The organism is Aquimarina algicola, assembly GCF_006443095.1.
In the GTDB taxonomy this organism is placed as follows: domain Bacteria; phylum Bacteroidota; class Bacteroidia; order Flavobacteriales; family Flavobacteriaceae; genus Aquimarina; species Aquimarina algicola.
This window is the reverse complement of sequence record NZ_VFWZ01000009.1, coordinates 289,424-312,836: the sequence shown is the minus strand read 5'-3', so window position 1 is coordinate 312,836 and position 23,413 is coordinate 289,424. Positions and strand designations below refer to the sequence as shown.

Sequence of the window (23,413 nt, the reverse complement as noted above, 5' to 3'; positions counted from 1 at the left end):
GTGTAGATACAGGTAAAGCCTTTTTAAATACCCCTTGTTACATTACAACAAGGTATTCAAATTAACTAATCAAAATCTATTGTTTTTGCAATATCCTTAAAAGCTTCGATATCAATCTTTCCTTCTTCTACAGATTTTGCAAGTTTTAAAATCTTTTCGGGTCTCATATTATCTCCCAGTACTCTCACAAGTGCTAACCCTTCTTCTCGATCAGAAGCAAAAACAATTACCTCATCAATATCATCTTCTTCACCTTGAAATTTTAATACTGCTTTTACCCCATTAGAACCAAACTTCATCAGGGTTTCATACTGATCTTTGTCTAATATTTTTTTTATGACTGTTTTTTCTTCTTCGAACCTATTCTTATTATTGTCATTAATTCGTAATGCCAAAAAATTAATCTTTTTAATACTTTCTAAGGCTGCGGTTTCTTCTTCATTAAGATCTATTTTTCCTTTATCCAATAGACTAGACGGGATATCTACTGCGATAAAATCTTTATCATCCTGATGATTTACAAAGTATTCTTGTAAGGTAGGTTCGCTATTACAACTCACCAAAAAAATGGCAACAATTACACTAAAAAGTTTGAATATATGTTTCATATTTATCGTTTTTGATTGATTATTATAAAAAGCATACAAATTGTAGATGTTGTAAAAATCATAAGCTTTTTGGCAGTTCATTTTGATACTGTACTGCCAAAAAGCGTACTCAATTTGCATGATCGTTATTGATTGATGTCTACTGTGTTTTCACTTTCTTTAATTCTTTACCTCCCGGGATATTAAGATCATCTGCCAACTTTGATACTTGTTTTAGATCTATATTACCAGTAATTGTCAAAATAACGGTTTCTGGGCCTTCTTTACTATCATTACCTTCTAGATACATAAAAAGTTCTTTTACATAATCATCTGATTTCCCAGGTTTAAAATAAAATTTTATATTCTGTCCATCATCACTCTTTACACGCATCAATTCGTCTAGAGAGGCTGATTTAAGATATTGGCTTACATCACTCCTCATTTTGTTACTTATATCCTTATTTTCTGTAACAAATACTTTTATATTATTAATATTTTCTACAAGATTAAGGTATTGTTGTGTCTCTTTGTCTGAGCTTTCAAAATCAATTTTGCTTAGTAATTTAAACATCTTACTTGTCATGACCATAGAGGTCACATCACTCATATCTTCATATTTATCAAAATAACCTTGTGCGTTTGATACATATGGCACAATAGTTAATAGTACAATGATTGCTAACTTTTTCATATTCTATAGTTTAGGATATTTCTGTTCGTTTTACAGGTTTCAATTTTATTTAATAAACTTATTTTTAGTGTTTTCAAATTCTTTGAGGTACACCAGACCTTCTTTGCCTTCATTCATATATTGTGAAACCATATTGAGAATTTTTTTGGTTTCTTCTAGCGCTATCTCGGGATCATCATAAGTGCCGAGATCATGATTTGGCTCAGGAGCTGTTTTTGTAAAAAACAATCCAACGGCCAAAGCAATTGATGCTGCAATACCAATACTGTAATACCAGGATTTTCTATTCTTTTTTAAGGTGATGTTCCTGGTAGGAGCAACAGTACTTTCTTGAGAAAAATATTCAAACAAAGGCTTGTATTTTTCTAGGTCAGGCGACACATCTTCTCCGGTAAAATAAACCTTTAATTTTTCTTCTTCAGAAATGGTCGTTTCTCCTTCAAAATACTTTTCTAGTAATTTTTCTATGTTAGACAACTCCATAATTGTGTTTCTTTAATAATTCTTCTCTAATTTTTTTTCTACCTCTTGATAAGGCTACTCTTACTGTTGTTTCATTGAGTCCTAGCATGTCTGCAATTTCGGGATTTGTATATTGTTCTATATCCCTTAATTGAATAATTGCTCTTTGTTGCTCAGGCAAACTGTTCATGATTTTACCTACCCAATCCAAACTATCTTTTGCTTCTAATTGTCGTTGCAAAGATGGCTTATCATCTTGATAATTACTATGAACAATTTTAAGATTTCCGGTTTCTTTAGCTTTTAACTTATCATAACAATAGTTTTTGGTCATCGTCATGGCAAAGGCTTCTACATTTTTATATTCTCCCATTTTACTTTTGTTCCTCCAAAGTTTCAACAAGATTTCTTGTGTAGCATCTTCTGCCTCTTCATTACTAACCAACAACCGTTTTGCTAATCGAAACAGTTTGTCTTTGAACGTATTAGTAAGCGTTATAAATGCTCCTTCTTTCATTTTTTGATTGATTAATGCATAAAACTATGTTAGCTTTATATCTTGGAGACGACTACCTCTATAATTTGTTACAATCTTTTTTTAAAATTATTAATAAAGTAACTACTTTTATTGCATAAGACAGAAAAATACATCTCAAAAAACAAATCTTTATTGTAATAACTGATTGATGATAGAGGTTATTTTTTGCTGTTTGATAGACACTAAAACAAATGAATATTATGAAATACATACAGTATTTTACATTGCTGTTATTGGTTGGAGGACTAAGTACAGGATGTTTTGATGACAATGATGATGTGCCAAGAGAATCTGGAACTTCTGAAATTAATAGTTTTATCTGGAGAGGCATGAATGCCTTCTATGTGTATAAAGCCGGCGTACCGAATCTTGCAAATGATCGTTTTTCTACCAATCAGGAACTTGCAAACTTTACTAATAGTTTTAATTCTCCAGAAGAGATTTTTGAAGCCTTGAGAACTAAAGAAGTAGATGCTTCCAGTGGTAAACCTGTAGACGATTTTAGTTTTTTGGTTGACGATTATGTTAGATTAGAGCAAGCCTTTGATGGGGTTACTCGAAATAATGGGATGGAATTTGGATTGGTGCAATATCCGGATGGTTCTGCAAATGTATTTGGATATGTTCGCTATGTGTTACCTGATACAGATGCTGAAACAAAAAATATACAACGAGGCAATATTTTTAATACTATAGATGGTACACAGATAACAACTACAAATTTTAGAGATTTAATAGCTCCTGATAGCTATACAATAGGACTCGCTACTTTTGATGGTTCTACTGTTACGCCTACCGGAGAATCAGTTGCATTGACTAAGGTAGAATATACAGAGAATCCTGTATTTCTTTCAAAAACAATAATGGTAGGCGGTAACCCTGTTGGGTATATCATGTATAATGCATTTACAGGAGATTTTGATGATGAACTTAATATTGCCTTTGGAGATCTTAAATCTGCAGGAGTTACAGATTTGATCCTTGATTTGCGATATAATGGAGGGGGCAGTACTGAGACCGCTAAGGATTTGGCTAGTATGATCACCGGGCAGTTTAATGGAGAGATTTTTACCACAGAAGAGTGGAATGCTGACAGACAAGAGCAATTTGGGAGTATCAATAGGTTTGATAATGTTACCGGAAATGATAATGATCTTCCTATCAACAGCCTTAATCTATCGAGAGTATATATTCTAACGACCAGAAGTTCTGCTTCTGCAAGTGAATTAGTAATCAATGGGCTGAGTCCATATATCAATGTAATACAAATTGGAGGTACTACCAGAGGTAAGTTTCAGGCATCGGTTACACTATACGACACCAATAACTTTGGGAGACAAGGTGCTGAAATTGCAGGGCATACTTATGCGATGCAACCTCTTGTACTCAGGTCTTTAAATTCTGAAGGAGTATCTGATTATTTTGATGGTTTGGCTCCCAATATTACTATTCAAGAAGATCTTACTAATCTTGGAGTAATTGGGGATGAAAACGAACCGTTATTAAAAGCGGCTATCGATCAAATTGCCGGTACGGCAACAGCTGCTAGTACCAAAATTTTTGAGAGCTCTTTAAAAAATATCGGTGATAGTAATATGCTTGATATTAACTATGAGAGAATGTACAGAGACATCAACAATGAATAAATAAACAGAATAGCATATAAAAAAACCGTTGATCAAATATCAACGGTTTTTTTGTGATCTAATATATCGAATTAGTTAAAATATATTTTGGCAGGAACAACCCCCATATCAAAAGAATTGGTTTCTTGATTGTTTGACAGATCAAAGATTTTTAGTTCTCCTTTTGCCGAAAAGTCTTTTGCATCTACTGCATATAATTTATTGTCTCTTATAGACATTCCATAAAAAGAACCATCTATAACAGACTCTGTAGGCAATGTTGTAGCGCTTTCATCCATTTTATATACTTTACTATTAAGAGTATAATAGATATTTCCTTCATAATACGCCATTAGTTCTGGTTGCTCTTCTCCGGTAAAATTAATCGTAGTGGCAACAGTTTGATCACTTGTATTAATTTTTACTAATGTCCCAGAAGTTTTAGCAAATGGTGTTACACTAAAATCAGTTTTTCCACCACACAAAACCCAAATATTTCCTGCAGTATCAAAAGCTAATTCGTCTGGATTATCCCCTACTTCTACTTCTTTTACTGCATTAGAATTATTACTATCAATTACTGAAACAATATTATTTGACCCAAATCCTCCTTTGTGAGATACATAAACCAATCCATCTTTTATAAGCATTTGCTCCGGTCCTTCAGAAACTGGGATCGTGGTACTCACTGTATAATCTGATAAATCAATAATCGCTATAAAATCGTCTGTTGCAGAACTTGTGTCTCCCCAATTGGTAACATATCCTTTATCATCAATAAAAGAAATATATCTTGGTGTTTGCAGTCCTGTAGTGATTTGGTCTACTTTTTCAAATGTAAATCGATTAACTACAGTAATCGTGTTGGCATTATCAACCACAATAAAGGCTAAGTCGTCTTTAAATCCAATCGATTGCTGAAAAATCCCTAAGGTTTCGTTATTAACAGTATTGTAAATATCATCTTGAGTATCAGAAAAATCATTTGACACAAAAGATACTTGCCCGGATACACCGCTAAATGACCCTTCATGAGAGATTAAAATCCCATTGTCATACTCTCCTCTTGGTAGTTGCATTGAGTCATCATCATCACTACAACTCGAAAGAATTAAGCCAAAGAGTATACCTGTGTATAAAAGTTTTTTAAAATTCATGTTTTTCTAAAATTTGTATGTTAATTGTATTTGATAATTTCGGTTTGGCATTGGCCTAAAACCTACATTTTGATAATTTTTATTAAAAAGGTTATTAGCTTTTACATCTATGATAAAATTCATGTGCTTTGAAGAATGTGTATACGCTAGTCCTACATTAGATACGTCATAACCATCAATTTCATTAGCATTATCGGTTGTAATAAAAACCGAACCATTGTATAAAAACTGATAGTACGCAGAGAGGCTCTTGTGTGTAAAAGAAACAGAAGAAGTTACTTTGTGCAAAGGCACGTATATAAGTTGATTATCTGTCTCTTTATTAATAGATTTTGTATACCCATAATTGGTAATAAAGGACAAAGCATTCTTGCTCCATGATGTAGAATATTCTGCATTAATCTCTGCACCATAACTATTTACCTCATCTACATTAACAGGGGACCAAACACTACCGGATACAGGAATCCATCGTATCAGATCTTCTGTATTGATATAATATGCGGTTACAGAAAGTAAAAAATCTTTAAAACTAAATTCTTGTCCGATCTCTCCCTGTATTGATGTTTCAGGAACAAGGTCAGGATTGCCCTCTCCTCCCGGGCCGAGCCAATACAAATCGTTATACGTAGGGATTCTATAATTTTTTGACGTGTTAAACTTAATTTTATAGTTATCAGATACATTGTATTTACCATCCAAAGCAAAAAGTAAAGGACTATCGTATACATTTGTGGCTTCTTGTCGTACATTAAAAGTGTAGTTAAACTTTTTTGATAAAGCATGCTTAAAAATTAATGTTCCCGAAAAGATATTTCTAGACTCTGCATTTATAAAATTTGTTCCTTCTCCTTGTATCCACGAATAATCTGTAATAGCATTGACTTGTATATCCTCATTGATTTTGTATAAAAAATCATATTTTGTAATAAGGTTATTTGATTTTCCAAAAGAATACTCTTCGATTTCATTATTATCAAAAAATCTAAACATCTCATGTAAATGAGCTACACTAAGCCTAGAAGTATATTGTTTTGTGAAGTTTTTCCATTCTAATAAGCTTCTGCTATTTGTATCTTTAAACTTATCGTTTGAAGAAGAAAGTGAATTGCCCAATAATAAACCAGAAAAATTGCGATCCCCAATAAATGTATTGTGATAGAATTTTAAAAGGTTTTTTTCGTTGATAAACACTCCTGTATTAGCATTTATATTTAGTTTACGTAAATCTCCATTTTCATTTCTAAAAGGTGTCCCCAGATATTTGTAATCATTATCAGAGTATAAATAATCTACTCCTACATCACTATATACTTTTTCTCTTCCAAATTTTACTTTGTAATGTGCTTCATTAGTATTGAAACTACCATGTGCTATTCTTATCGTATTTTCAAAATGATTCACAAACCTAAAATCATTATTCAGATGTATACTACCACCAATCGCTCCACTACCATATTGTACACTGCCTCCCCCACCACGAATTAGTATATTATCATAGTTATTGACACTTATCGTATTAAAATCGGTTTGACCATTGAGTTGTGAATTAATATTTATCCCGTTCCAAATAACAGCGGTTTGTGAGGCTCCAGTACCTCTGAAAGATGCAGATGATGTACCTCCAATACCATTTTCTCTGAAATAAATAGTAGAATTATATCGTAATAAACCGGTAAGACTGTTATCGTTTTGTCGTATAACAGAATCCGATAGTTTACTTAGCTTATATCCTTCAGAAAACTTATTGAGCTTTGTATCGCTCACAAGAACTTCGTCTAAAATATTAATATTTTCTTGTGTAAAACTTTGTTGTGTAAAGATAACTACCGTTACCAGTATACATAATATTCTATATTTCATATCACAAGACTTTTTACCCGAAAATCATTGATTATTATTATAAATCATGGCAGGTCTCCTGGCTTGCGTCTTGTTGTTGACCTTCCCGTTTTTGAAAAAAACAGTGGTTTTAAAAAGAATAAACAACAATCACCATATATATGGCAAAGCTTACAGTTGCGGGAACAGCTCAGGAGTGATAAATAATTCGAGTAAAAACTATTGGTATATCATTTTTACTATCAAAAGGTTTATTTCACCTGATTCCCTTTTAATCCTAGACTCAGAAAAAGCATCAGAACCAAAATTCGATGCGAATGTATTATATTTTATGGAAATCACACGTTAAATGTGCATAAATAATGTAGGAATCTATTGTTTCTATGTCTTATCCAATACATATACCATAATATTTGTAGCATTTTTTTCTGTTTTTATTATTTATTTTTGAGGCTTCAAAGAATTAATCTGATGTTATATTATATTACAGGAGGAGAACGATCAGGAAAAAGCAGCTACGCACAAAACCTTGCTTTACAACTTTCTACCTCGCCTTATTATCTTGCTACTTCTAGAATTTGGGATGAAAATCATCGACAACGCATACAGCGGCATCATCAAGAAAGAGATGAACGTTGGAATTTGATCGAAGAAGAGAAAGAAATTGCTAAGGTGATTACTCCAAAAACAGTAGTGGTTATAGATTGTGTAACATTATGGCTTACCAATTATTTTGTAGATACTGATAGTGATATAGAAGCTTCATTATCTATGGCAAAGCAAGAGTTTGAAAAATTAATCAAAATAGATGCTACATTCATAATCATTTCTAATGAAATCGGTATGGGAGTTCATGCTTCTACAGAAATCGGAAGAAAATTTACAGAATTGCAAGGATGGATGAATCAACATATAGCAAAGCATGCAGATGAAGCTATACTTATGGTATCAGGAATACCTGTAAAAATTAAATGATAATTTTTTTATATGAACATGCAAAAACATAAACTTCAATTACGAAAAAGGAATTTAATTTGATATGGAGGAGATCAGGATTTGCATTTGATTTAGTATGTATAATAACCCAAAAAGACACCATGGATATATTGATTTACTGGTTAACAATTAGTTAAACTACTCAAAACAAAGCACTTTAATTAATAAATTTAAGGTGTTAACCATAAATTAAATATGATGCTAAAGAATATTTCAAAAATTAAAGGTGTTAAAACGCTAAAAAAGTCATCACAAAAAAACATCTATGGAGGTTTTGATGTAGACGAACTTTGTCCAAGGCCAAATGCATTCTTTTGTGCGGTTGATATACCTGACCATGTATGCTGTAATGGTTTTTGTGTACTACCTAGCCACCCTGCTTGTGGAGGTCTGTTTTTCTAGAGAAATAATCGTAAAATAGATTATTACAAGCGTTTTTTTTATGAAGTCTTCTTGACTTTTATAAACCGTAATACAACTTTAGATCACTTTACAAATTAAATAATAAGTTTGTAAAGTGATTTTTTATTTGTGCAAATATCTAATACTTTTTTAAGTTGACATTGACAACTTTGAGGCAAGCCTCGGAGCATTTAAATCTCGATTATCAAGCTAAAATGTAACAAATCTATGTAGTATAAGTCTAACTTTTTGTTGTGAAAGAAGAAATCAATATAAAAGAACGCAAACCCATCTGGATCGTATTATCAGAATTTTATCTTGATACCGAGCTTCAAGAACATGATTTTAGATATATTGCCAAAATCATAATAAATAGTCCTTATTCTCTAGAAAAAGTAAAAGAGATAAATGTGTTTGAGGTATTTCCTGTTTTACAGTCAAACTTGCTAAGTGTAGCGGGGGAATGGGCAGGGTTTAATGAAGAATGGTTAATTACTGAGATTCTTTCTTCTTTACAAAATAGAAACAAATTACAAGAGTTGAATATTAAAGCTCAATTCAAAATCCACAAATGGATGCAAAAAGACTATTGGGAAAAAATTGAACAAATATATGATCAGATTAAGTCTGGTTATCACTAATTCATCACAATATGCAACGGGTAATAACAATAATATGCTGTTTAATTCATTTCTTCTTTTTTGGACAACGCGATCTCAAAACTAGTATTGAAGATTTTAATAATGACGGTATTGTCGATACACTTACTACATTTTATGAGGGAGGAAGCATGTTTGGTGGTCGATATGCAGCCATCACCAACGGAAAAACAAATGAAACTTACAAACTTAATAATGATGGATGTTTTTGCGAAATCAAAGATATTATTACTATCCCGCCAAAATTAGCAAAACAAGAAAACAAACCATTTCTAGATGCTTTAAAAAAACAAATCCTACCCAAACAAAAAGAAGTAGCTGATGAATCACTTAATTGGATGATTAAAAGTTCTTATACAAACACCAAATTAAGTAACAACATCTACTTTGATCAAATAATCAATCCGCAAACAAAATGGAATACCGAAGCATTTGAATCTCCTAAAAGTTATTATCTCGAAATCAAAGGTGATACACTATACCATTTGTACAAAACTATAAAAGAAAATGTCACTAAAGATCCAAAAGGTTTTTTGGTCTATTATGCTCATAATCATTATCGTAATGAGCAACAAAATGGTTTACAAGAGATCGAAAACAACTCCAGGTATACTTTATACAAAACCTCACATGGGGTTCTTGCTAAAAAAGGGCAATTACACAAATGGCTATTCGTAACTGATATAGACCTAACAGGAGGTCCGGAAAAATTACGCTGGGATTCTATCAAAAAAGTAGCACTTGTAGAGCATTATGCTATTATACAACAAAATATGGCTCCATCTATTATTGATCAATTCTTCGTCATTAATCTCGAAACCGGAATTTGTGGAAAACTAAAAACCAAATTATACGATTCTGAAACTATCGAAGACAATAACACAGATACTTTTTTAATTGAAGACAACAGTATACAATTTATTTCCAGAAGAGAACAATTTAAATATGGACTAAAAGATATTTTTAAAGCAATAGATACATTGTATGAGAATCAAAATTGAAGTACCTAAAGACAAATTTACAAGTCATCATCGGTTAAAAAATAATTTTGAGACAACCCTAAAAGCATTAAAATCTTGATTATCGAGTAACAATATACTGTTCTAATCGTCATGATAATAACTTAATAAGCTAATATCATGAAGCACATACTATATCTGACTATAAGTATATTATTCCTTTGCAATCAAAATATCAAATCACAAACCATAGATACGCTGATTACAGCCGGTAATCAACGATTGCATTTTAATATTATCAAGGGGAAGAATCCTCCTATACTATTTGAATCCGGAAATGGTAATGATGGTTCGGTATGGAAAGATGTATTACCCCAAATATCGAAAGCTACCGGGGCAACATTAATCACTTATGATAGAGCAGGTCTAGGGCAAAGTGAAATAGATACATTAACGATCAATTATAAAGATGAAATCAAAAACCTTGAGTCTGCGCTAAAACAATTGGGGTACTACGAAAATCTTTTTATTGTTAATCACTCTTTTGGAGGGTTTTATACTACACTGTTCACAGTAAGAAATAAGGATAAAGTAAAAGGTAGTGTCTATATCGATCCTGCCCTATCTTGTTTTACGACAAAGGAGTGGTCAAAAGATTTTGTAGATCATATTTCGCAAGAAAACTGGGCATTGATAAAAAAACATAAAATAGGATTGTATTATGTACTTTTACAATTAGAAGAAATTGCTGATTACATGAGTACTATTGATCTGCCAAAAGAGTTGCCCGTTACGCTCATTGCCGCAGAAAAAGTATTACCAATGGTAAAACAGCATGAAATCCATAAATGGCAAGAGTGCATGAAGTCTTTTGGTACATTACCAAATCACAAATATGTTTTAGCTAAAAATTGCGGACATAAAGTATGGCTAGATGATGAAAAACTTGTTATTGATGAAATTGTAAAAGGGTATCAAAAAGTACATTTCAAAGAAAGTAAATAACTTTGGGACAAATCTCAATGTATTAAAATTCTTGATTATCGAGTACATAATGTCTTAAAATATGATGAAAACAAAGAATGTTGGGTATTTAGGTTTCTTATTTGCAGTAATTATTCTACTAAGTAGTTGTCAAAAAGAAAACAAATCAATAGATATTTTTAGTTATCAAACTAAAAACAAAGAAGAAAAATTTAACCTCCTCAAAAAATACCTGAAAAAAGACTCCGGACTTCTAGATGCCGAATATCATATTTGGTATCAGGACAACGAAACAGGAATAATACCCGGCCCATCTGATTATACGATCACATTAGCACTAATGATAAAAAAAGATTCTATTGATACATGGGTAAAAAATCTAGAAAAATCATCAGAAAAAGCACCTTTACAACATTGGGAAGCATTAAAATTAGACAAAACCAAATGGAAACTGTCTTCACCGCCTGAGGTATATTTTTCTGACACTATGACAGAAATAAAAATACTTTTTAGAGAAGAAAATATTATCTTAGGCATGTACTCTACACTGCCTATTTCATTATAATAGTTAAAGTAAGATATCTCTTGTCAAGCCTCATACCATTAAAATAAAAGAGCTAAACACAACATGAAAAAGTTAATATCTATAATCTTATATTTTGTATTGATAGTAGTAACCAACGTTGTAAAAGCTCAAAGTCTTTCTATTTATAATATTTATTCTTTTGAAAAAAATAAAAACGATAAAATAGGTTTTATTTCGCTCACTGATGTATACCCTTGGTCTCAGAGTGCCGATTCGTTAGTTATTGCTGATCAACACCTTGGAGGGAGCAAAACAAAAAATGATAACTATCATCAACTCTCACCAAAACATAGGAAACAATTTTTACACCGAATGAAAATTGAAGAAACCGACAGAATTTTTATTTATAATTTATCTTCCAATACATTACTCACTCGCAAAGTAAAAAGTACTACTGTTGCAGCACATCTTAGTGTCTATGCAGACAATACAGAAATATCAGAGTACGACTATATGATCGGTTTTGAAATCCCGGAAATATCCCTAAAAAATTTTGGAGACTACTTTTTTAATACCCTAGTATATGTTGGAAAACAAAATCCGTTTATAACCGGAAGAATCAAACAAATACTTTGGAAAAAAACAGAAAAGACCTCATTTCTACCCAATAAAGCTATGATAACCTTTAATCAAGGAGCATTATACGAATCTATTATCAATGGTTTACATTATTATGCACAAGATATTACAAAAACCGATCAAACTTACGCTCGGCATCTGATGATTTATGATCCTAAAAAAAATACTATTCTTTTTGATAAAACATATACCGAGGACGAAAGTGCTTATTTAAACCCTTTGAATATAGGCAAAAAAACCAACTACACTCATGCCTACCAATGGACCGGTACTTTGTTCAGAAACAAGCCTGCTACTATTTTTGGGTTTTTAGGGCATTCTTTTGGTTGTCCTCATATAGAATTTATATCCAAATCAGAACCTTCAATTCGCTTAAAATGTGATAATAGGCATTAATTTTTATCATTTTGCATTAAAAAAAATTATTTTACTTTAGCAATCATCATACAAACATCAAAAAGTATCTATGCTTTTTAAAAAAATTACTCTTTTTATGCACTTTTTATTTCAATCAAGCATCAAAGATGATCCATTTGGGATTGTGGTTATCATTCTTTTTGTAGTAGGTTTTATCTGTTACTTTATCCCTTCGATTATAGCGATTTTTAGAGGTAAAAGTAATACTATTGCGATCATTGCTTTAAACTTTTTTCTGGGATGGAGCCTAATTGGATGGGTAGTATCTCTGGTATGGAGTTTATCAAAAGATCAACCGGCACAAAGAATTGTTGTACAACAACAAAAACAAGACGATACCATAGATAAGCTCACAAAGCTAAAAGATTTAAGAGATAGTGGTAGTATTACGCAAGAAGAGTTTGAACAGCAAAAAAGACAATTGTTATAAAAGTTTTAAGCTGATGAATTTAACTCCTTAAAAAATATAAAGAAAGAAATATGAGTGAAGTTGATGATGATTTTTATAATCGAGCCGATCAGCATATTTATTTATCAAACGATCAATTAAAATCTGTAAGTAAAGGAAAAGTAAGTGCTTCGATGATGTATAGCGTAGCAAGATTCAATGCTTGGGTGAGTGCTTGTGGTTGGACTAGTAGTGAAGAAATGAAAGCAGCTAAAGAAGAAACTATGAGTTATTTTATTACTGAATATAAAAAAATGCTTAATGAAAATCTTGATGAGTATATAAACAACTTTGATGAGTATATGAAATCAAAAACGTAACAAATTATTGCTATATAGTTTTATAGTAATTTTGAAATGTTTCGGTTACCTTTTTAATTTATGAAGTTAATTACTATATTAATATCATCATTTTTATGTAGCATTTCATTAGGATATGCACAGGAAGTTCCTGTTCCACAGCATTACGCTATCATGGTTTCTGTATTAGGAGATCTAGATAATGATGATAACCAAGAATTGGTGGTTGCTTACAATACTAAAGAACAAACTGAGATACATGAAAATATTCCCCGAGAACTTATCATTTATAAAAATATTGATCAACAGTGGAAACTTTGGAAAAAATCTACTCAGGCATTATATGGTAGCCTAGAAGGGGGACCAATGGGTGACCCTTTTGAAGATATTCATATCAAAGATGGTGTATTACACATAAGCCAAAGTGGAGGAAGCAGTTGGAAATGGGCACATACAGATAAGTATCGTTATCAAGACGACGAATTCTACCTTATTGGGTATAGAAGTCTCTCAGGAAAAATATGTGAATATTGGAAAGAAGTTGATTATAACTTATCTATTGGCAAAATCATAGTCAAAAAAGAGTATGAAAATTGCGAAAATCAAGAGCAAGAGATCTACAAAAGAGAAAATGAAACATTCTACTACAAAAAAAAAATTCGTATCATTTTGCAAAATAGAGAAGATCAACATATGCAAATTACTACTCCCAAATACAAGCATAAGATTCACTTGTAATGTTGTTATCACCCAAATTATATAACCGTTATTTATGATCTCTTCTTTTTATATTTACTTTTTCTGTAAAGTGCTTAGTATTCATTGTCGATAGGGTAATTTTTAATTGCTTTTGTAAATTCTCCACTTTCAGTATTGATCTTTACGATTTCAATTTCTTTATTCTCATTAAAAATCCCTCTTAAATAATAACTATTATTTTGATTTATTTCTATTCCAAAATTAATTCCGGATCCTCCCCTCTTATATTTACCACTTAACATTCTACCGATACTATCAGTTTGTTTTTCGTTTATAGCAAACTTTTCGACAATGTCCTTATAATTATGATTTCTATTTGAAATTCTTTGAACAGAGATATTTTTTTCACTCTCTAATATCCCATAAAATTTACTTATGCCTTTGGTATCTTGATTATCGTTGATCGTATATGATTCAACAAGAAAACAATCAGAAATTGTAACAGGGCCAAACATACCATATAACTCAGTTACACTATAATTAAAATTAGAAATATAGTATTGTAATTTGTTATCTATCGTTAATAAAATTGTGTCTGACCTTAAAAATGTTTTGAAAGGAATAGCTATTGATGTTATATGTTCTTCATTTTTAGTTCCATAAATAATGGTGTCTTCTATAGATCTATTATTTCTAAGTATTTCAAATCTTATTTCTTTTAATTCAGCGTCCTGAAAGTTAAAAATATCAATCTCTGGTTGCTCTTTTACATGTGTAATTAACTTGCATTCTTCTAGCCTTTCTAACATTTTATCATGTAATTCTTTTTTATGCTGATTTTTGAAATACATCACTAATGCTCCTAACAACACTACTAGTAAAGTTATAGAAATCATTACGATACATACTATTTTTAATACTTTTTTCATTTGATCAAAACCTCATACCATTAAATTATTTATTTGAAAATAATACTACCAATATTAATAAGAGTATTTTTAATCGTTGCATGATGTGTATTTCAAATTAATGTTAATCATTATGTAAGAATAAGTACCCATATATCTTTGACCCGAATATAAATAAATCCAAAATAACTGTAATAATTAATTGTTTTTATACTTCAGACCTGTAATTCAACAATTATAAAAAAGTACAATACACTTCGATAAATTCATATACATTTGTTAAGAATACACGTATACCATTATTATTTGTATAAATATTCAATAAAAACAGAGATCAAATTATACTCCTAATGAATTTTAATATACACCCTATTTCTAATACAGAGCTAAAAGAAAAATTAACACATAAAATCAACCATAAAACAAAACCCATTGGGGCACTAGGAACTTTAGAAGAAATAGCATTACAGATAGGTATGATTCAAAACACTGAAGAACCTGTACTAAAAAACCCCACGATTATTGTTTTTGCAGGAGATCATGGTATTGCCAAAAAAGGAGAAGTAAATCCATATCCACAGGAGGTAACAGCTCAAATGGTCTATAATTTTCTCAATGAAGGCGCTGCGATCAATGTATTTTGTAAACAAAATAATATCGCCTTAAAAATCGTAGATGCAGGAGTACATCATGATTTTGACAATATAAAAGGTCTAATCAATGCAAAAATTGCATTTGGAACACAAAACTATCAAGAAGCACCTGCCATGACACATAAGCAATGTACAACTGCAATACAAAAGGGCGCAGATCTGGTTACAACAACGTATCATAGAGGGTGTAATAGTATTGGTTTTGGCGAAATGGGTATAGGCAACACCTCTTCGGCTTCATTATTAATGGCATATTTTACTGGTACTCCTATCAAAGAATGTGTTGGTGCAGGAACAGGGTTAGATACACAAGCCATCAAAACCAAACAACATATTTTGGCTGATGTGTATGCAAAATATACCGTTTCATCCCCAATAGAAGCATTGGCGACCTTTGGAGGGTTTGAGATTGCAATGATCACAGGAGCCATTCTTAAAGCGGCAGAACTCAAAATGACAATAGTAATAGATGGTTTTATCGTTACCGCTGCATTACTTGCTGCACAAGCTATAGCTCCCAACACTATAGACTATTGTATTTTTGCACATACATCAGGGGAACAAGGGCATCAAAAAATACTTCATTTTTTAAGAAAAAAGCCATTACTCGATATGGGATTAAGGCTTGGTGAAGGTACCGGTGCTGCAATTGCTTATCCATTACTGGTATCGGCAGTTGATTTTTTGAATACCATGGCCAGTTTTGAAAGTGCAGGAGTTTCTACAAATGAATAAGTCTATACTATCATTAATTATTTATAAATAAATATGAAATTTATAAGCAATAAAATAGAACTTGAAGAAAATGGGTATTCTATCCTGACAGATTTATATACAGATAATGAAATCAATAATATATTAGCTTGTATAGAAGAGGATGAACAAAGTGGAAATTCATTTATGAAAACAAAAGATTTGTTTGCCATTAGACAACTGCTCAAAAATATCCCTAAATTAACTGATCTATTGTTCAATAAAAGTTTAACTGAGTTAATTTCTGACCTTTCTGAATCTGAGTATTTTTTGACAAAAGCTATTTATTTTGATAAACCAAACGGATCTAACTGGTTTGTTCCTTATCATCAAGATTTGAGCATTTCGGTAGACCAAAAAGCTGATGTAGAACACTATTCAAATTGGACTTTTAAAAAAGGGCAATATGGAGTTCAACCACCGGTCAAAATATTGCAAGACACAATCACAATTCGAATTCATTTAGATAAAACAGATAAAAATAACGGGGCTTTAAAAGTAATCCCAAAATCTCATTTGCAAGGAATTATTCGCATTGATTCTGAACATTGGGACACCAAAAATGAATTTGTATGTGAAGTGGAAAAAGGTGGAGTAATGTTGATGAAACCTTTAATTCTACATGCATCAAATAGAACCATGAACAATAAAAGAAGAAGAGTGATACATTTGGAGTTTAATAAACATAGACTAAGTGAACCTCTAAATTGGCTAGAGTATCATAAAAATCAGGTTATGATTTAACAAAAATTATAATCTAAAACATATAATACACTATGAAAAAAAGCATTTTATCTATCATAATATCAAGTATCGGGCTCTATTTTATATATTGGTTCAATAGACGTACTTGTGAGATATATGCCGCAGTATCAGAAACTCCAGAAATTGATACCTCGATATTTTCTGCATTTGGTAATGTTTATAAAATTACCGCCATGTGTATAGGTTTAGTTGGGTTTTATGTGGGCCTTATGGCAATACGCCAAAAGCAAAAAGTGGCAATTATCGGTATTGTTTTATCTATAATCGTAATGATGACTTCTTTTCTTCCTCTTTGTGAATACTACTTATCATGGTTAATATCTTAATACATATATCGTACTAAAAATGATCTCATACTAGATGAAAAAAGAAATCCATATTTTTTTTACGGCACTCATGTTTTTTACACGTATTCCTTGCCCAAAATGGGTAAATCATGATCCTGAGTATTTAAGATTGAGTGCCAAATATTTTCCTTTGGTAGGAATTATTGTTGGTAGCATAGGAGCCGGTGTTTTTTATGGATTATCATTTCTTTTTCCGATAGAAATTGCAATATTGTTGTCAATGAGTGCTACAATCTATACGACGGGGGCTTTTCATGAAGATGGTTTTGCAGATGTTTGTGATGGTTTCGGCGGTGGATGGACCAAAGAAAAAATTCTTTTAATCATGAAGGATTCTCGTTTAGGCACTTATGGTACTGTTGGGATTCTTTTGGTTCTTGCCACAAAATTTACTGCATTAAGCTCGATATCTCCTGCATACCTACCACTTATCATGATCGCAGGTCATAGTACAAGCCGATTTATTGCTACTACGCTTATTTATACACATCCATATGTAAGAGATACTGACAACAGTAAGGCTAAACCTGCTGCAAAAAGTATGAGTACGTCAATGCTCATTATGAGTGCTGTTTTTGGAATCATCCCATTAGTATTTTTCATGAATCCGTGGTTTTTTGCTGCTCTTATCCCTATGTATATCTCAAAAATGTTCCTTGCTGCTAAATTTAAAAAATGGATTGGCGGACAAACTGGCGACTGTGCCGGTGCTGTACAACAACTTAGCGAGGTTATTTTTTATCTTTCAATACTAGTATTATGGAAATATATCTAATCCGACATACTACTCCTAATGTGCAAAAAGGGATTTGCTATGGACAGAGTGATCTGGAGGTAACTGCCTCTTTTGCAACAGAAGCAGATCATATACATCAACAACTCGCTGTACAAGAAATTTCTAAAGTATATAGTAGTCCTCTAATAAGATGCAAGCGCCTTGCAGAAACTTTTAAAAAAGAAGTTGTTTTTGATGATCGGTTAAAAGAATTAGATTTTGGAAAATGGGAACTGTGTCCTTGGGATGATATTAATGAAAAAGAATTAAAGCCCTGGATGAATGATTTTGTAAATATCAAAGTTCCAGAAGGGGAATCTTATCTTATGCTTCAACAAAGGGCTATTGATTTTTTTTCAACTATTAATCAGTATACTACAACTTCAGAAAAGATTGTTGTTGTTACGCATGCGGGATGGATGCGAGCTATCATGGCATATATTCAAAAAATAGATTTAAAAGACTCTTTTGCCATAGAGTTACAATATGGACACATTGTGACCATACAATACATCGACAATCAATATCAAATCACCTCTGGTCTAAATCAATCATAATATGTATGTAATGCGCAATCTTATTATCACAATTTCTTTATTTCTGATTTGTATCTCTTGCAAAAAAGAAGTCAAGCCAACTGATCTTACGGTCATGTATATGGCTCCACAAAATATTGAGTATGCCAAAGGACTTACCATTAAAAGTCAAAAAGGATATAAAGAAGTTATCGTTTCTACCCCTTGGCCAAAAGCAAAACAGGAACTACGCTATATTTTACATCCAAAAGGCACGGCACAACCCTTTAGTACAAATGATACGCATACTGTGTTTATACAGGTTCCTATTGATAGGATGATCGTTACATCTACAACAGATATTCCTATGTTAGAAGCTTTGGGGCTTGAGCATAAACTTGTTGGGTTTCCTCATACAGATTATATTTCTTCAGAAAAAACAAGGGCTTTGATTGATAATGGCAGTATTAAAGAATTAGGAGAAGCACATAGCCTTAATACTGAAATCATCCTAGAACTCGACCCTGAACTCGTAATAGGGTTTTCATCATCAGGTGATATCAAAGCCTATGATCTGATTCAAAAAACAGGAATACCAGTTGCTATGAATGGATCATGGATGGAGCAACACCCACTGGGACGAGCAGAGTGGATTAAATTTATTTCTGCATTTTTTGGTAAAGAAGCCAAAGCTGATAGTATTTTTCAAGATATTAAAAAAGAATATACTACGGCTTCATTATTAGCGCAAAACGTATCAAAAACACCTACAATATTATCCGGTAACATGTTTAAAGACATATGGTACATCCCGGGAGGAAAAAGTTATGTCGCACAATTTTTTAAAGATGCAAATACAAAGTATTTATGGGCAGATTCTAAAACATCAGGAAGCCTTTCTCTTAATTTTGAAAATGTATTAGAAAAAGGGCAACACGCAACATTATGGATTGGAGCGGGGAACGCAAAATCAATAGAAGAATTGAAAGAGCAAAATCCTCGTTATGAATTATTTGAAGCATTTAAAAATAAAACCGTATATTCTTCTGCGTTAAGAACAGGAGCTACAGGTGGATTGATTTATTATGAATTAGGTCCTATGCGTCCCGATCTTATTCTAAAAGATATGATCAAAATCGCGCATCCTGAACTTTTACCGGATTATAATTTTTATTTTTTTGAAAAACTTGAATAATTGGCCCCAAACACTTCATATAAAAAAGTTTTTTTAGGCATCTCCTTGTTGTTATGTATTTGCTTTATTGTAAATATTAGCTTAGGATCGGTAATTATCCCCTGGGTAGATACACTAAGTAGTCTTGTAGGTGGCCCTGTAGAAAAAGAATCATGGAGATTGATTATAGTTGATTATCGTTTACCAAAAGCTATAACTGCAATATTAGTAGGTAGTGGTTTGGGAGCATCAGGATTATTAATGCAGACTCTTTTTAGAAATCCTTTAGCAGGACCTTTTGTATTAGGTATCACATCTGGAGCAAGTCTTGGAGTCTCTATTTTAATCATGGGCAGTGCGCTATCTCTATCTGTCACTATACCATTTTTGGGATCAAAATGGGCGTCAATTATCGCTGCAAGCCTTGGTTGTATTCTGGTTTTGATAGCGGTAATGGGGGTATCTGCAAAGGTAAGAGATACTATGGCTATTCTTGTTATTGGATTAATGTTTGGCAGCATTACTGCTGCTATTGTAAGTGTGCTCTCTTACTTTGCTCCTGCAGGACAATTACAACAATATATTTTTTGGGGTTTTGGTAGTTTGGGCAATTTATCTTGGTACGATCTGCTTATCTTTTTTAGTATTTATGTCTTGGGAATACTTTTATCTGTTTTGGCAATAAAATCTCTAAATACGCTATTATTGGGTGAGAACTATGCGCGTAGTCTTGGCATGAACGTGAAAATGAGTCGTTTTCTTATCATTATGGCAACAGGGCTACTAGCGGGCAGTATTACCGCGTTTGCAGGACCTATTGCTTTTATAGGTTTGGCCATACCACATCTTACTAGACAAGTATTCCATACTTCTAACCACAAAATACTTATTCCAGCAGTATTACTCTCCGGTAGTATTCTTATGCTGATTTGTGATACGATTTCTCAACTGCCTTCTAGCGAATATACATTACCAATTAATGCTATTACCTCTCTCGTTGGCGCTCCGGTAGTGATATGGTTACTAGTACGCAAACGCAAAATGTTATTCTAAAAGCAAACAATAGTATAACTATGAATTGAGATATTTAATTCAATTTTGTTTTCAAAATTTTTACATTATCAAAAATACCACTCGCTTCAGCTGTATATCGTTCACCGGTTTTAACATTCAAAAATTTCCAATTATACTGAAACTCTTCCGTAAGAAATATTCTTGATAATGCAATCGACGATAACGGTTCATTGGTATATTCTAAAATAATCGTCAAGATTTTTTCTGTTGTTTTAGAATCTGTAATTTCTAAAGGATATTCTAAAACAGTTTGATGATCTGCTACCTCGATATCATCAGAAAATTCGTTTTCTACAATATCTTTGGTATTCGTACATGAAGTTGTAATAAGCCCCATTACAACCATGATAAAAGTGAAATTTTTCATGTTCTAAGTGTGATGTATGATTCTAATTATAAAACGTTTATCATCATATACACCCTACCTAATTATTGAAAAAATATTTATAGAATAATCAATTTAAGTTTAAAAGTTATACTTTTTCTTAGTGTGACCTAATACTTTTAATCTATATCAAATTAAACTTTTATGTTTCAGGATCGGTATTTCTATACTGATTACTGTTCCTATTTTAGGATTGGAGTTAATATCAATATAACCGGATAACTTTTGTATTCGATGTTTAATATTAGATAAACCAATACCTAACGGCATCGTAGAGATATCAAACCCTTTCCCATTATCTTCAAAAAGAACATTGATACTATTTCTAATAAACTCTATTTGAATTTCAACAACACTTGCACTGGCATGTTTGATCGTATTGGTAATAAGTTCCTGAAATACAGAAAACAATTCATTTTGAAAAAGCACATCCATTTCATTGATCTTGTCCTCTTGATACGTAGAGATATTGATATTCAATTTACTGGCTTTTCCTATATTGTGCATATACTCTTTTACTAATTGTATAAAATTGCTATGGTTAAATTTCTTAGGAATAAGTTCATGAGAAAGTACCCTTACCTGCTCATAAGTATCATCTAATTGATTATATACATCGCTTAAATTATCTAAATCATTTTTTGAAGCTTCAAACTGAAGTTTTATAGCAGCCAGGTTCCCTCCTATCCTATCATGCAACTCTTGAGCAATTCGTTTTCTTTCTTTATTTTGAACCTGAATCGAATTTTTGATTAGTTTTAATTCTTGATTTCTTATTAATGCATCTATTTTTTGTTCACTAATCTCCTTTTGTTTTTTATTGAGCAGATTTTGATTTTTTAATTTTTGATAATACAAAAACAACAACCCAATCAAAGGGATTAGTATAATAACGAATGCATATAAGACTGTTCTTTTTTGTAACTGTTCCTTTTTTATTTCAAGTTCTTTGAGCTCTTGATTTTTTTTTAAAACCGATATTTCTTTCTCTTTTTTCAGAGTCTCATATTCTACTTCTAACTTAGCAATCTCTTCATTTTTTTGTAATGTAGTAATAGAATCATTTAGTTTATTTTTTTGCTCTGTATATGTTAAGGCTGCTTTATATTGTTTTTCTTCTAAAGCTATTTCTTTCAACTTCTTATAGGCAAACAATTGTTGTTTGAAGTGCCCTGATGCTTGGGCTATAGATAATATTTCTTTATAATTTTTCTTAGCTTTTCTAAATTCTTTTCTTTCTTTTAAAATCTCACCAATATTGATTTTGTTATTTAAGATAATAAGAGGATATTCATATTCTTTTGCAATTGCCAAAGACTTATTGAAATAAGTAAGCGCTTTATCGTCATGATACATATTAAGATATACAACTCCAATATTTAGCAATGCTACTGCCTGGTTTCGGTTATTTTTGTTTGCTTTATAAAGATCAAGTGATTTATTATGATAAAAAATTGCTTGTTTATAATTTTTTAACTCTAAATAGCAAAGACCAATCGAACTATAGTAGTTAGGAACCTCTTTATATTTTAAAGCAGATTCAAAAATCTCTAACGCTTTAGGAACATCACCTGTAAGTCTGTATATGATTGCTAGATTTGACAAATGCCTATCCAAATATCCAAAATTATTACCATTTTCTTCAATCTCAATACCTTTTAACGCCCATTTCTTACTATCTTCGATTAACCCTTTATCTCTGGAAGCATGTGAAAGCCTTAAGTAAAAAGATGATAATAATTTTAATGATGATGAATCTTGTTTATCTTTAATCAATTCGACACCTTTTTTTGCATAGAAGAATGCAGAATCAGTATCATATTTAAAGTAGTGATAAGAGGCCAAAACATTATTTGCTCTAGCTTTATTCAATAAATTTTGTGTTTTTTTCAATACATCTTGCCCAATCTCAAACGCTTCTTTGCGTTGCTCTTCTACTAATACATAAGATTCTGCTTTTTTAAGCTGTTCACGCTCATCATTAATAGTCATGAGTTGATCTTCTATTCTACTTTGTGTATAAGCAACATTACTCGCCATAAACAAAACGTATACAATAACAGAGTATAAAGATGTAGATGTGGGCATATGTAGGTGATATGAATAATCTTATTTTACTATGATCATAAAT

General features: G+C 31.7%; 27 protein-coding genes and 1 riboswitch. Of the genes, 18 read left to right on the top strand and 9 right to left on the bottom strand.

The features are described 5' to 3' along the window. Window positions 1-65: 65 nt before the first annotated feature. The 4 genes from FHK87_RS23155 to FHK87_RS23140 all read right to left on the bottom strand — a co-directional run bounded on the left by FHK87_RS23155 (window position 66) and on the right by FHK87_RS23140 (window position 2,260). A complete protein-coding gene (locus tag FHK87_RS23155; RefSeq protein ID WP_226294392.1) occupies window positions 66-608 on the bottom strand; it encodes a DUF4252 domain-containing protein in 543 nt (180 codons plus the stop codon). Between the two features lie 139 nt (window positions 609-747). Next, window positions 748-1,281 (bottom strand): DUF4252 domain-containing protein, encoded by a 534-nt coding sequence (locus FHK87_RS23150; protein ID WP_140597255.1) that lies wholly within the window; start codon window positions 1,279-1,281, stop codon window positions 748-750. Window positions 1,282-1,326: 45 nt separating this feature from the next. Beyond that, complete coding sequence (locus FHK87_RS23145; RefSeq protein WP_140597254.1) at window positions 1,327-1,764, bottom strand: hypothetical protein; 438 nt, start codon at window positions 1,762-1,764, stop codon at window positions 1,327-1,329. Next, window positions 1,751-2,260 (bottom strand): RNA polymerase sigma factor, encoded by a 510-nt coding sequence (locus FHK87_RS23140; protein ID WP_140597253.1) that lies wholly within the window; start codon window positions 2,258-2,260, stop codon window positions 1,751-1,753. Before FHK87_RS23140 ends, FHK87_RS23145 begins: the two co-directional genes overlap by 14 nt. A 221-nt stretch (window positions 2,261-2,481) precedes the next feature. On the opposite strand from FHK87_RS23140, the gene FHK87_RS23135 reads away from it, so the two are divergent. Then, window positions 2,482-3,927, top strand: coding sequence for a S41 family peptidase (locus tag FHK87_RS23135; protein ID WP_140597252.1), 1,446 nt, complete (start codon window positions 2,482-2,484; stop codon window positions 3,925-3,927). Between the two features lie 71 nt (window positions 3,928-3,998). Here the strand turns inward: FHK87_RS23135 and FHK87_RS23130 are convergent, their stop codons facing one another. Together FHK87_RS23130 and FHK87_RS23125 are read right to left on the bottom strand one after the other, a co-directional pair. Continuing rightward, the gene (locus tag FHK87_RS23130; protein ID WP_140597251.1) at window positions 3,999-5,063 is read right to left on the bottom strand and encodes a YncE family protein; all 1,065 of its coding nucleotides are present in this window, start codon (window positions 5,061-5,063) and stop codon (window positions 3,999-4,001) included. A 6-nt stretch (window positions 5,064-5,069) separates the two neighbouring features. Further along, window positions 5,070-6,926, bottom strand: coding sequence for a TonB-dependent receptor plug domain-containing protein (locus FHK87_RS23125; RefSeq protein WP_140597250.1), 1,857 nt, complete (start codon window positions 6,924-6,926; stop codon window positions 5,070-5,072). Between the two features lie 31 nt (window positions 6,927-6,957). Then, window positions 6,958-7,226: riboswitch (cobalamin riboswitch) on the bottom strand. A 150-nt stretch (window positions 7,227-7,376) separates the two neighbouring features. Between FHK87_RS23125 and FHK87_RS23120 the strand changes: the two genes are divergently transcribed. From FHK87_RS23120 to FHK87_RS23075, 10 genes are all read left to right on the top strand, one after another. Continuing rightward, window positions 7,377-7,880, top strand: a complete 504-nt coding sequence (locus tag FHK87_RS23120; protein WP_140597249.1) for a bifunctional adenosylcobinamide kinase/adenosylcobinamide-phosphate guanylyltransferase — start codon at window positions 7,377-7,379, stop codon at window positions 7,878-7,880. Between the two features lie 219 nt (window positions 7,881-8,099). After that, window positions 8,100-8,303: a hypothetical protein gene (locus FHK87_RS23115; RefSeq protein WP_226294391.1), complete on the top strand. Its 204-nt coding sequence runs from the start codon at window positions 8,100-8,102 to the stop codon at window positions 8,301-8,303. Between the two features lie 254 nt (window positions 8,304-8,557). Then, on the top strand, window positions 8,558-8,944 hold the full coding sequence (locus FHK87_RS23110) for a DUF7079 family protein (RefSeq protein WP_140597247.1): 387 nt from the start codon (window positions 8,558-8,560) through the stop codon (window positions 8,942-8,944). Window positions 8,945-8,955: 11 nt separating this feature from the next. Beyond that, on the top strand, window positions 8,956-9,963 hold the full coding sequence (locus FHK87_RS23105; protein ID WP_140597246.1) for a hypothetical protein: 1,008 nt from the start codon (window positions 8,956-8,958) through the stop codon (window positions 9,961-9,963). Window positions 9,964-10,101: 138 nt separating this feature from the next. Further along, the gene (locus FHK87_RS23100; protein WP_140597245.1) at window positions 10,102-10,926 is read left to right on the top strand and encodes an alpha/beta fold hydrolase; all 825 of its coding nucleotides are present in this window, start codon (window positions 10,102-10,104) and stop codon (window positions 10,924-10,926) included. Between the two features lie 61 nt (window positions 10,927-10,987). Further along, window positions 10,988-11,470, top strand: coding sequence for a hypothetical protein (locus FHK87_RS23095; protein WP_140597244.1), 483 nt, complete (start codon window positions 10,988-10,990; stop codon window positions 11,468-11,470). Between the two features lie 63 nt (window positions 11,471-11,533). After that, window positions 11,534-12,466, top strand: a complete 933-nt coding sequence (locus FHK87_RS23090; RefSeq protein ID WP_140597243.1) for a hypothetical protein — start codon at window positions 11,534-11,536, stop codon at window positions 12,464-12,466. Between the two features lie 97 nt (window positions 12,467-12,563). Further along, window positions 12,564-12,917 carry a superinfection immunity protein gene (locus FHK87_RS23085; RefSeq protein ID WP_140597403.1) on the top strand — a complete coding sequence of 118 codons (354 nt, stop codon included), beginning with the start codon at window positions 12,564-12,566 and terminating at the stop codon, window positions 12,915-12,917. A 50-nt stretch (window positions 12,918-12,967) separates the two neighbouring features. After that, window positions 12,968-13,255: a DUF3144 domain-containing protein gene (locus FHK87_RS23080; RefSeq protein ID WP_140597242.1), complete on the top strand. Its 288-nt coding sequence runs from the start codon at window positions 12,968-12,970 to the stop codon at window positions 13,253-13,255. A 60-nt stretch (window positions 13,256-13,315) separates the two neighbouring features. Further along, window positions 13,316-13,972 (top strand): hypothetical protein, encoded by a 657-nt coding sequence (locus FHK87_RS23075; RefSeq protein ID WP_140597241.1) that lies wholly within the window; start codon window positions 13,316-13,318, stop codon window positions 13,970-13,972. A 74-nt stretch (window positions 13,973-14,046) separates the two neighbouring features. Here the strand turns inward: FHK87_RS23075 and FHK87_RS23070 are convergent, their stop codons facing one another. Continuing rightward, window positions 14,047-14,862 (bottom strand): hypothetical protein, encoded by an 816-nt coding sequence (locus FHK87_RS23070; RefSeq protein ID WP_226294390.1) that lies wholly within the window; start codon window positions 14,860-14,862, stop codon window positions 14,047-14,049. A 329-nt stretch (window positions 14,863-15,191) separates the two neighbouring features. On the opposite strand from FHK87_RS23070, the gene cobT reads away from it, so the two are divergent. From cobT to FHK87_RS23035, 7 genes are read left to right on the top strand one after another with little or no spacing between them, the layout of a single operon-like run. Beyond that, on the top strand, window positions 15,192-16,229 hold the full coding sequence (gene cobT, locus FHK87_RS23065; protein ID WP_140597239.1) for a nicotinate-nucleotide--dimethylbenzimidazole phosphoribosyltransferase: 1,038 nt from the start codon (window positions 15,192-15,194) through the stop codon (window positions 16,227-16,229). Window positions 16,230-16,262: 33 nt separating this feature from the next. Continuing rightward, window positions 16,263-16,991: a phytanoyl-CoA dioxygenase family protein gene (locus FHK87_RS23060; protein WP_140597238.1), complete on the top strand. Its 729-nt coding sequence runs from the start codon at window positions 16,263-16,265 to the stop codon at window positions 16,989-16,991. 32 nt (window positions 16,992-17,023) lie between these two features. Continuing rightward, the gene (locus FHK87_RS23055; protein ID WP_140597237.1) at window positions 17,024-17,338 is read left to right on the top strand and encodes a hypothetical protein; all 315 of its coding nucleotides are present in this window, start codon (window positions 17,024-17,026) and stop codon (window positions 17,336-17,338) included. Between the two features lie 34 nt (window positions 17,339-17,372). After that, on the top strand, window positions 17,373-18,134 hold the full coding sequence (locus tag FHK87_RS23050; RefSeq protein WP_140597236.1) for an adenosylcobinamide-GDP ribazoletransferase: 762 nt from the start codon (window positions 17,373-17,375) through the stop codon (window positions 18,132-18,134). Beyond that, the gene (cobC, locus tag FHK87_RS23045) at window positions 18,119-18,691 is read left to right on the top strand and encodes an alpha-ribazole phosphatase (protein ID WP_140597235.1); all 573 of its coding nucleotides are present in this window, start codon (window positions 18,119-18,121) and stop codon (window positions 18,689-18,691) included. Before FHK87_RS23050 ends, cobC begins: the two co-directional genes overlap by 16 nt. Window positions 18,692-18,701: 10 nt before the next feature. Then, window positions 18,702-19,844 carry an ABC transporter substrate-binding protein gene (locus FHK87_RS23040; RefSeq protein WP_226294389.1) on the top strand — a complete coding sequence of 381 codons (1,143 nt, stop codon included), beginning with the start codon at window positions 18,702-18,704 and terminating at the stop codon, window positions 19,842-19,844. Beyond that, window positions 19,845-20,876 carry a FecCD family ABC transporter permease gene (locus FHK87_RS23035; RefSeq protein ID WP_140597233.1) on the top strand — a complete coding sequence of 344 codons (1,032 nt, stop codon included), beginning with the start codon at window positions 19,845-19,847 and terminating at the stop codon, window positions 20,874-20,876. It abuts the gene before it with no gap. 34 nt (window positions 20,877-20,910) lie between these two features. Here the strand turns inward: FHK87_RS23035 and FHK87_RS23030 are convergent, their stop codons facing one another. Together FHK87_RS23030 and FHK87_RS23025 are read right to left on the bottom strand one after the other, a co-directional pair. Then, window positions 20,911-21,264, bottom strand: coding sequence for a hypothetical protein (locus FHK87_RS23030; protein WP_140597232.1), 354 nt, complete (start codon window positions 21,262-21,264; stop codon window positions 20,911-20,913). Between the two features lie 147 nt (window positions 21,265-21,411). After that, entirely contained in the window at window positions 21,412-23,370 is a 1,959-nt protein-coding gene (locus FHK87_RS23025; RefSeq protein ID WP_140597231.1) for a tetratricopeptide repeat-containing sensor histidine kinase, read from the bottom strand. Window positions 23,371-23,413 lie beyond the last annotated feature (43 nt).

What these genes read in the sequence shown, in the direction of transcription:
- FHK87_RS23055 (WP_140597237.1), top strand. Translation starts at nt 17,024, where the DNA reads ATGAAAAAAAGCATTTTATCTATCATAATATCAAGTATCGGGCTCTAT.
- FHK87_RS23130 (WP_140597251.1), bottom strand. Translation starts at nt 5,063, where the DNA reads ATGAATTTTAAAAAACTTTTATACACAGGTATACTCTTTGGCTTAATT.
- FHK87_RS23080 (WP_140597242.1), top strand. Translation starts at nt 12,968, where the DNA reads ATGAGTGAAGTTGATGATGATTTTTATAATCGAGCCGATCAGCATATT.
- FHK87_RS23075 (WP_140597241.1), top strand. Translation starts at nt 13,316, where the DNA reads ATGAAGTTAATTACTATATTAATATCATCATTTTTATGTAGCATTTCA.
- FHK87_RS23040 (WP_226294389.1), top strand. Translation starts at nt 18,702, where the DNA reads ATGCGCAATCTTATTATCACAATTTCTTTATTTCTGATTTGTATCTCT.
- FHK87_RS23105 (WP_140597246.1), top strand. Translation starts at nt 8,956, where the DNA reads ATGCAACGGGTAATAACAATAATATGCTGTTTAATTCATTTCTTCTTT.
- FHK87_RS23100 (WP_140597245.1), top strand. Translation starts at nt 10,102, where the DNA reads ATGAAGCACATACTATATCTGACTATAAGTATATTATTCCTTTGCAAT.
- cobT (WP_140597239.1), top strand. Translation starts at nt 15,192, where the DNA reads ATGAATTTTAATATACACCCTATTTCTAATACAGAGCTAAAAGAAAAA.
- FHK87_RS23135 (WP_140597252.1), top strand. Translation starts at nt 2,482, where the DNA reads ATGAAATACATACAGTATTTTACATTGCTGTTATTGGTTGGAGGACTA.
- FHK87_RS23070 (WP_226294390.1), bottom strand. Translation starts at nt 14,862, where the DNA reads ATGAAAAAAGTATTAAAAATAGTATGTATCGTAATGATTTCTATAACT.
- FHK87_RS23050 (WP_140597236.1), top strand. Translation starts at nt 17,373, where the DNA reads ATGAAAAAAGAAATCCATATTTTTTTTACGGCACTCATGTTTTTTACA.
- FHK87_RS23145 (WP_140597254.1), bottom strand. Translation starts at nt 1,764, where the DNA reads ATGGAGTTGTCTAACATAGAAAAATTACTAGAAAAGTATTTTGAAGGA.
- FHK87_RS23095 (WP_140597244.1), top strand. Translation starts at nt 10,988, where the DNA reads ATGATGAAAACAAAGAATGTTGGGTATTTAGGTTTCTTATTTGCAGTA.
- FHK87_RS23030 (WP_140597232.1), bottom strand. Translation starts at nt 21,264, where the DNA reads ATGAAAAATTTCACTTTTATCATGGTTGTAATGGGGCTTATTACAACT.
- FHK87_RS23155 (WP_226294392.1), bottom strand. Translation starts at nt 608, where the DNA reads ATGAAACATATATTCAAACTTTTTAGTGTAATTGTTGCCATTTTTTTG.
- FHK87_RS23125 (WP_140597250.1), bottom strand. Translation starts at nt 6,926, where the DNA reads ATGAAATATAGAATATTATGTATACTGGTAACGGTAGTTATCTTTACA.
- FHK87_RS23120 (WP_140597249.1), top strand. Translation starts at nt 7,377, where the DNA reads ATGTTATATTATATTACAGGAGGAGAACGATCAGGAAAAAGCAGCTAC.
- FHK87_RS23085 (WP_140597403.1), top strand. Translation starts at nt 12,564, where the DNA reads ATGCACTTTTTATTTCAATCAAGCATCAAAGATGATCCATTTGGGATT.
- FHK87_RS23150 (WP_140597255.1), bottom strand. Translation starts at nt 1,281, where the DNA reads ATGAAAAAGTTAGCAATCATTGTACTATTAACTATTGTGCCATATGTA.
- FHK87_RS23060 (WP_140597238.1), top strand. Translation starts at nt 16,263, where the DNA reads ATGAAATTTATAAGCAATAAAATAGAACTTGAAGAAAATGGGTATTCT.
- FHK87_RS23090 (WP_140597243.1), top strand. Translation starts at nt 11,534, where the DNA reads ATGAAAAAGTTAATATCTATAATCTTATATTTTGTATTGATAGTAGTA.
- FHK87_RS23115 (WP_226294391.1), top strand. Translation starts at nt 8,100, where the DNA reads ATGCTAAAGAATATTTCAAAAATTAAAGGTGTTAAAACGCTAAAAAAG.
- FHK87_RS23025 (WP_140597231.1), bottom strand. Translation starts at nt 23,370, where the DNA reads ATGCCCACATCTACATCTTTATACTCTGTTATTGTATACGTTTTGTTT.
- cobC (WP_140597235.1), top strand. Translation starts at nt 18,119, where the DNA reads ATGGAAATATATCTAATCCGACATACTACTCCTAATGTGCAAAAAGGG.
- FHK87_RS23140 (WP_140597253.1), bottom strand. Translation starts at nt 2,260, where the DNA reads ATGAAAGAAGGAGCATTTATAACGCTTACTAATACGTTCAAAGACAAA.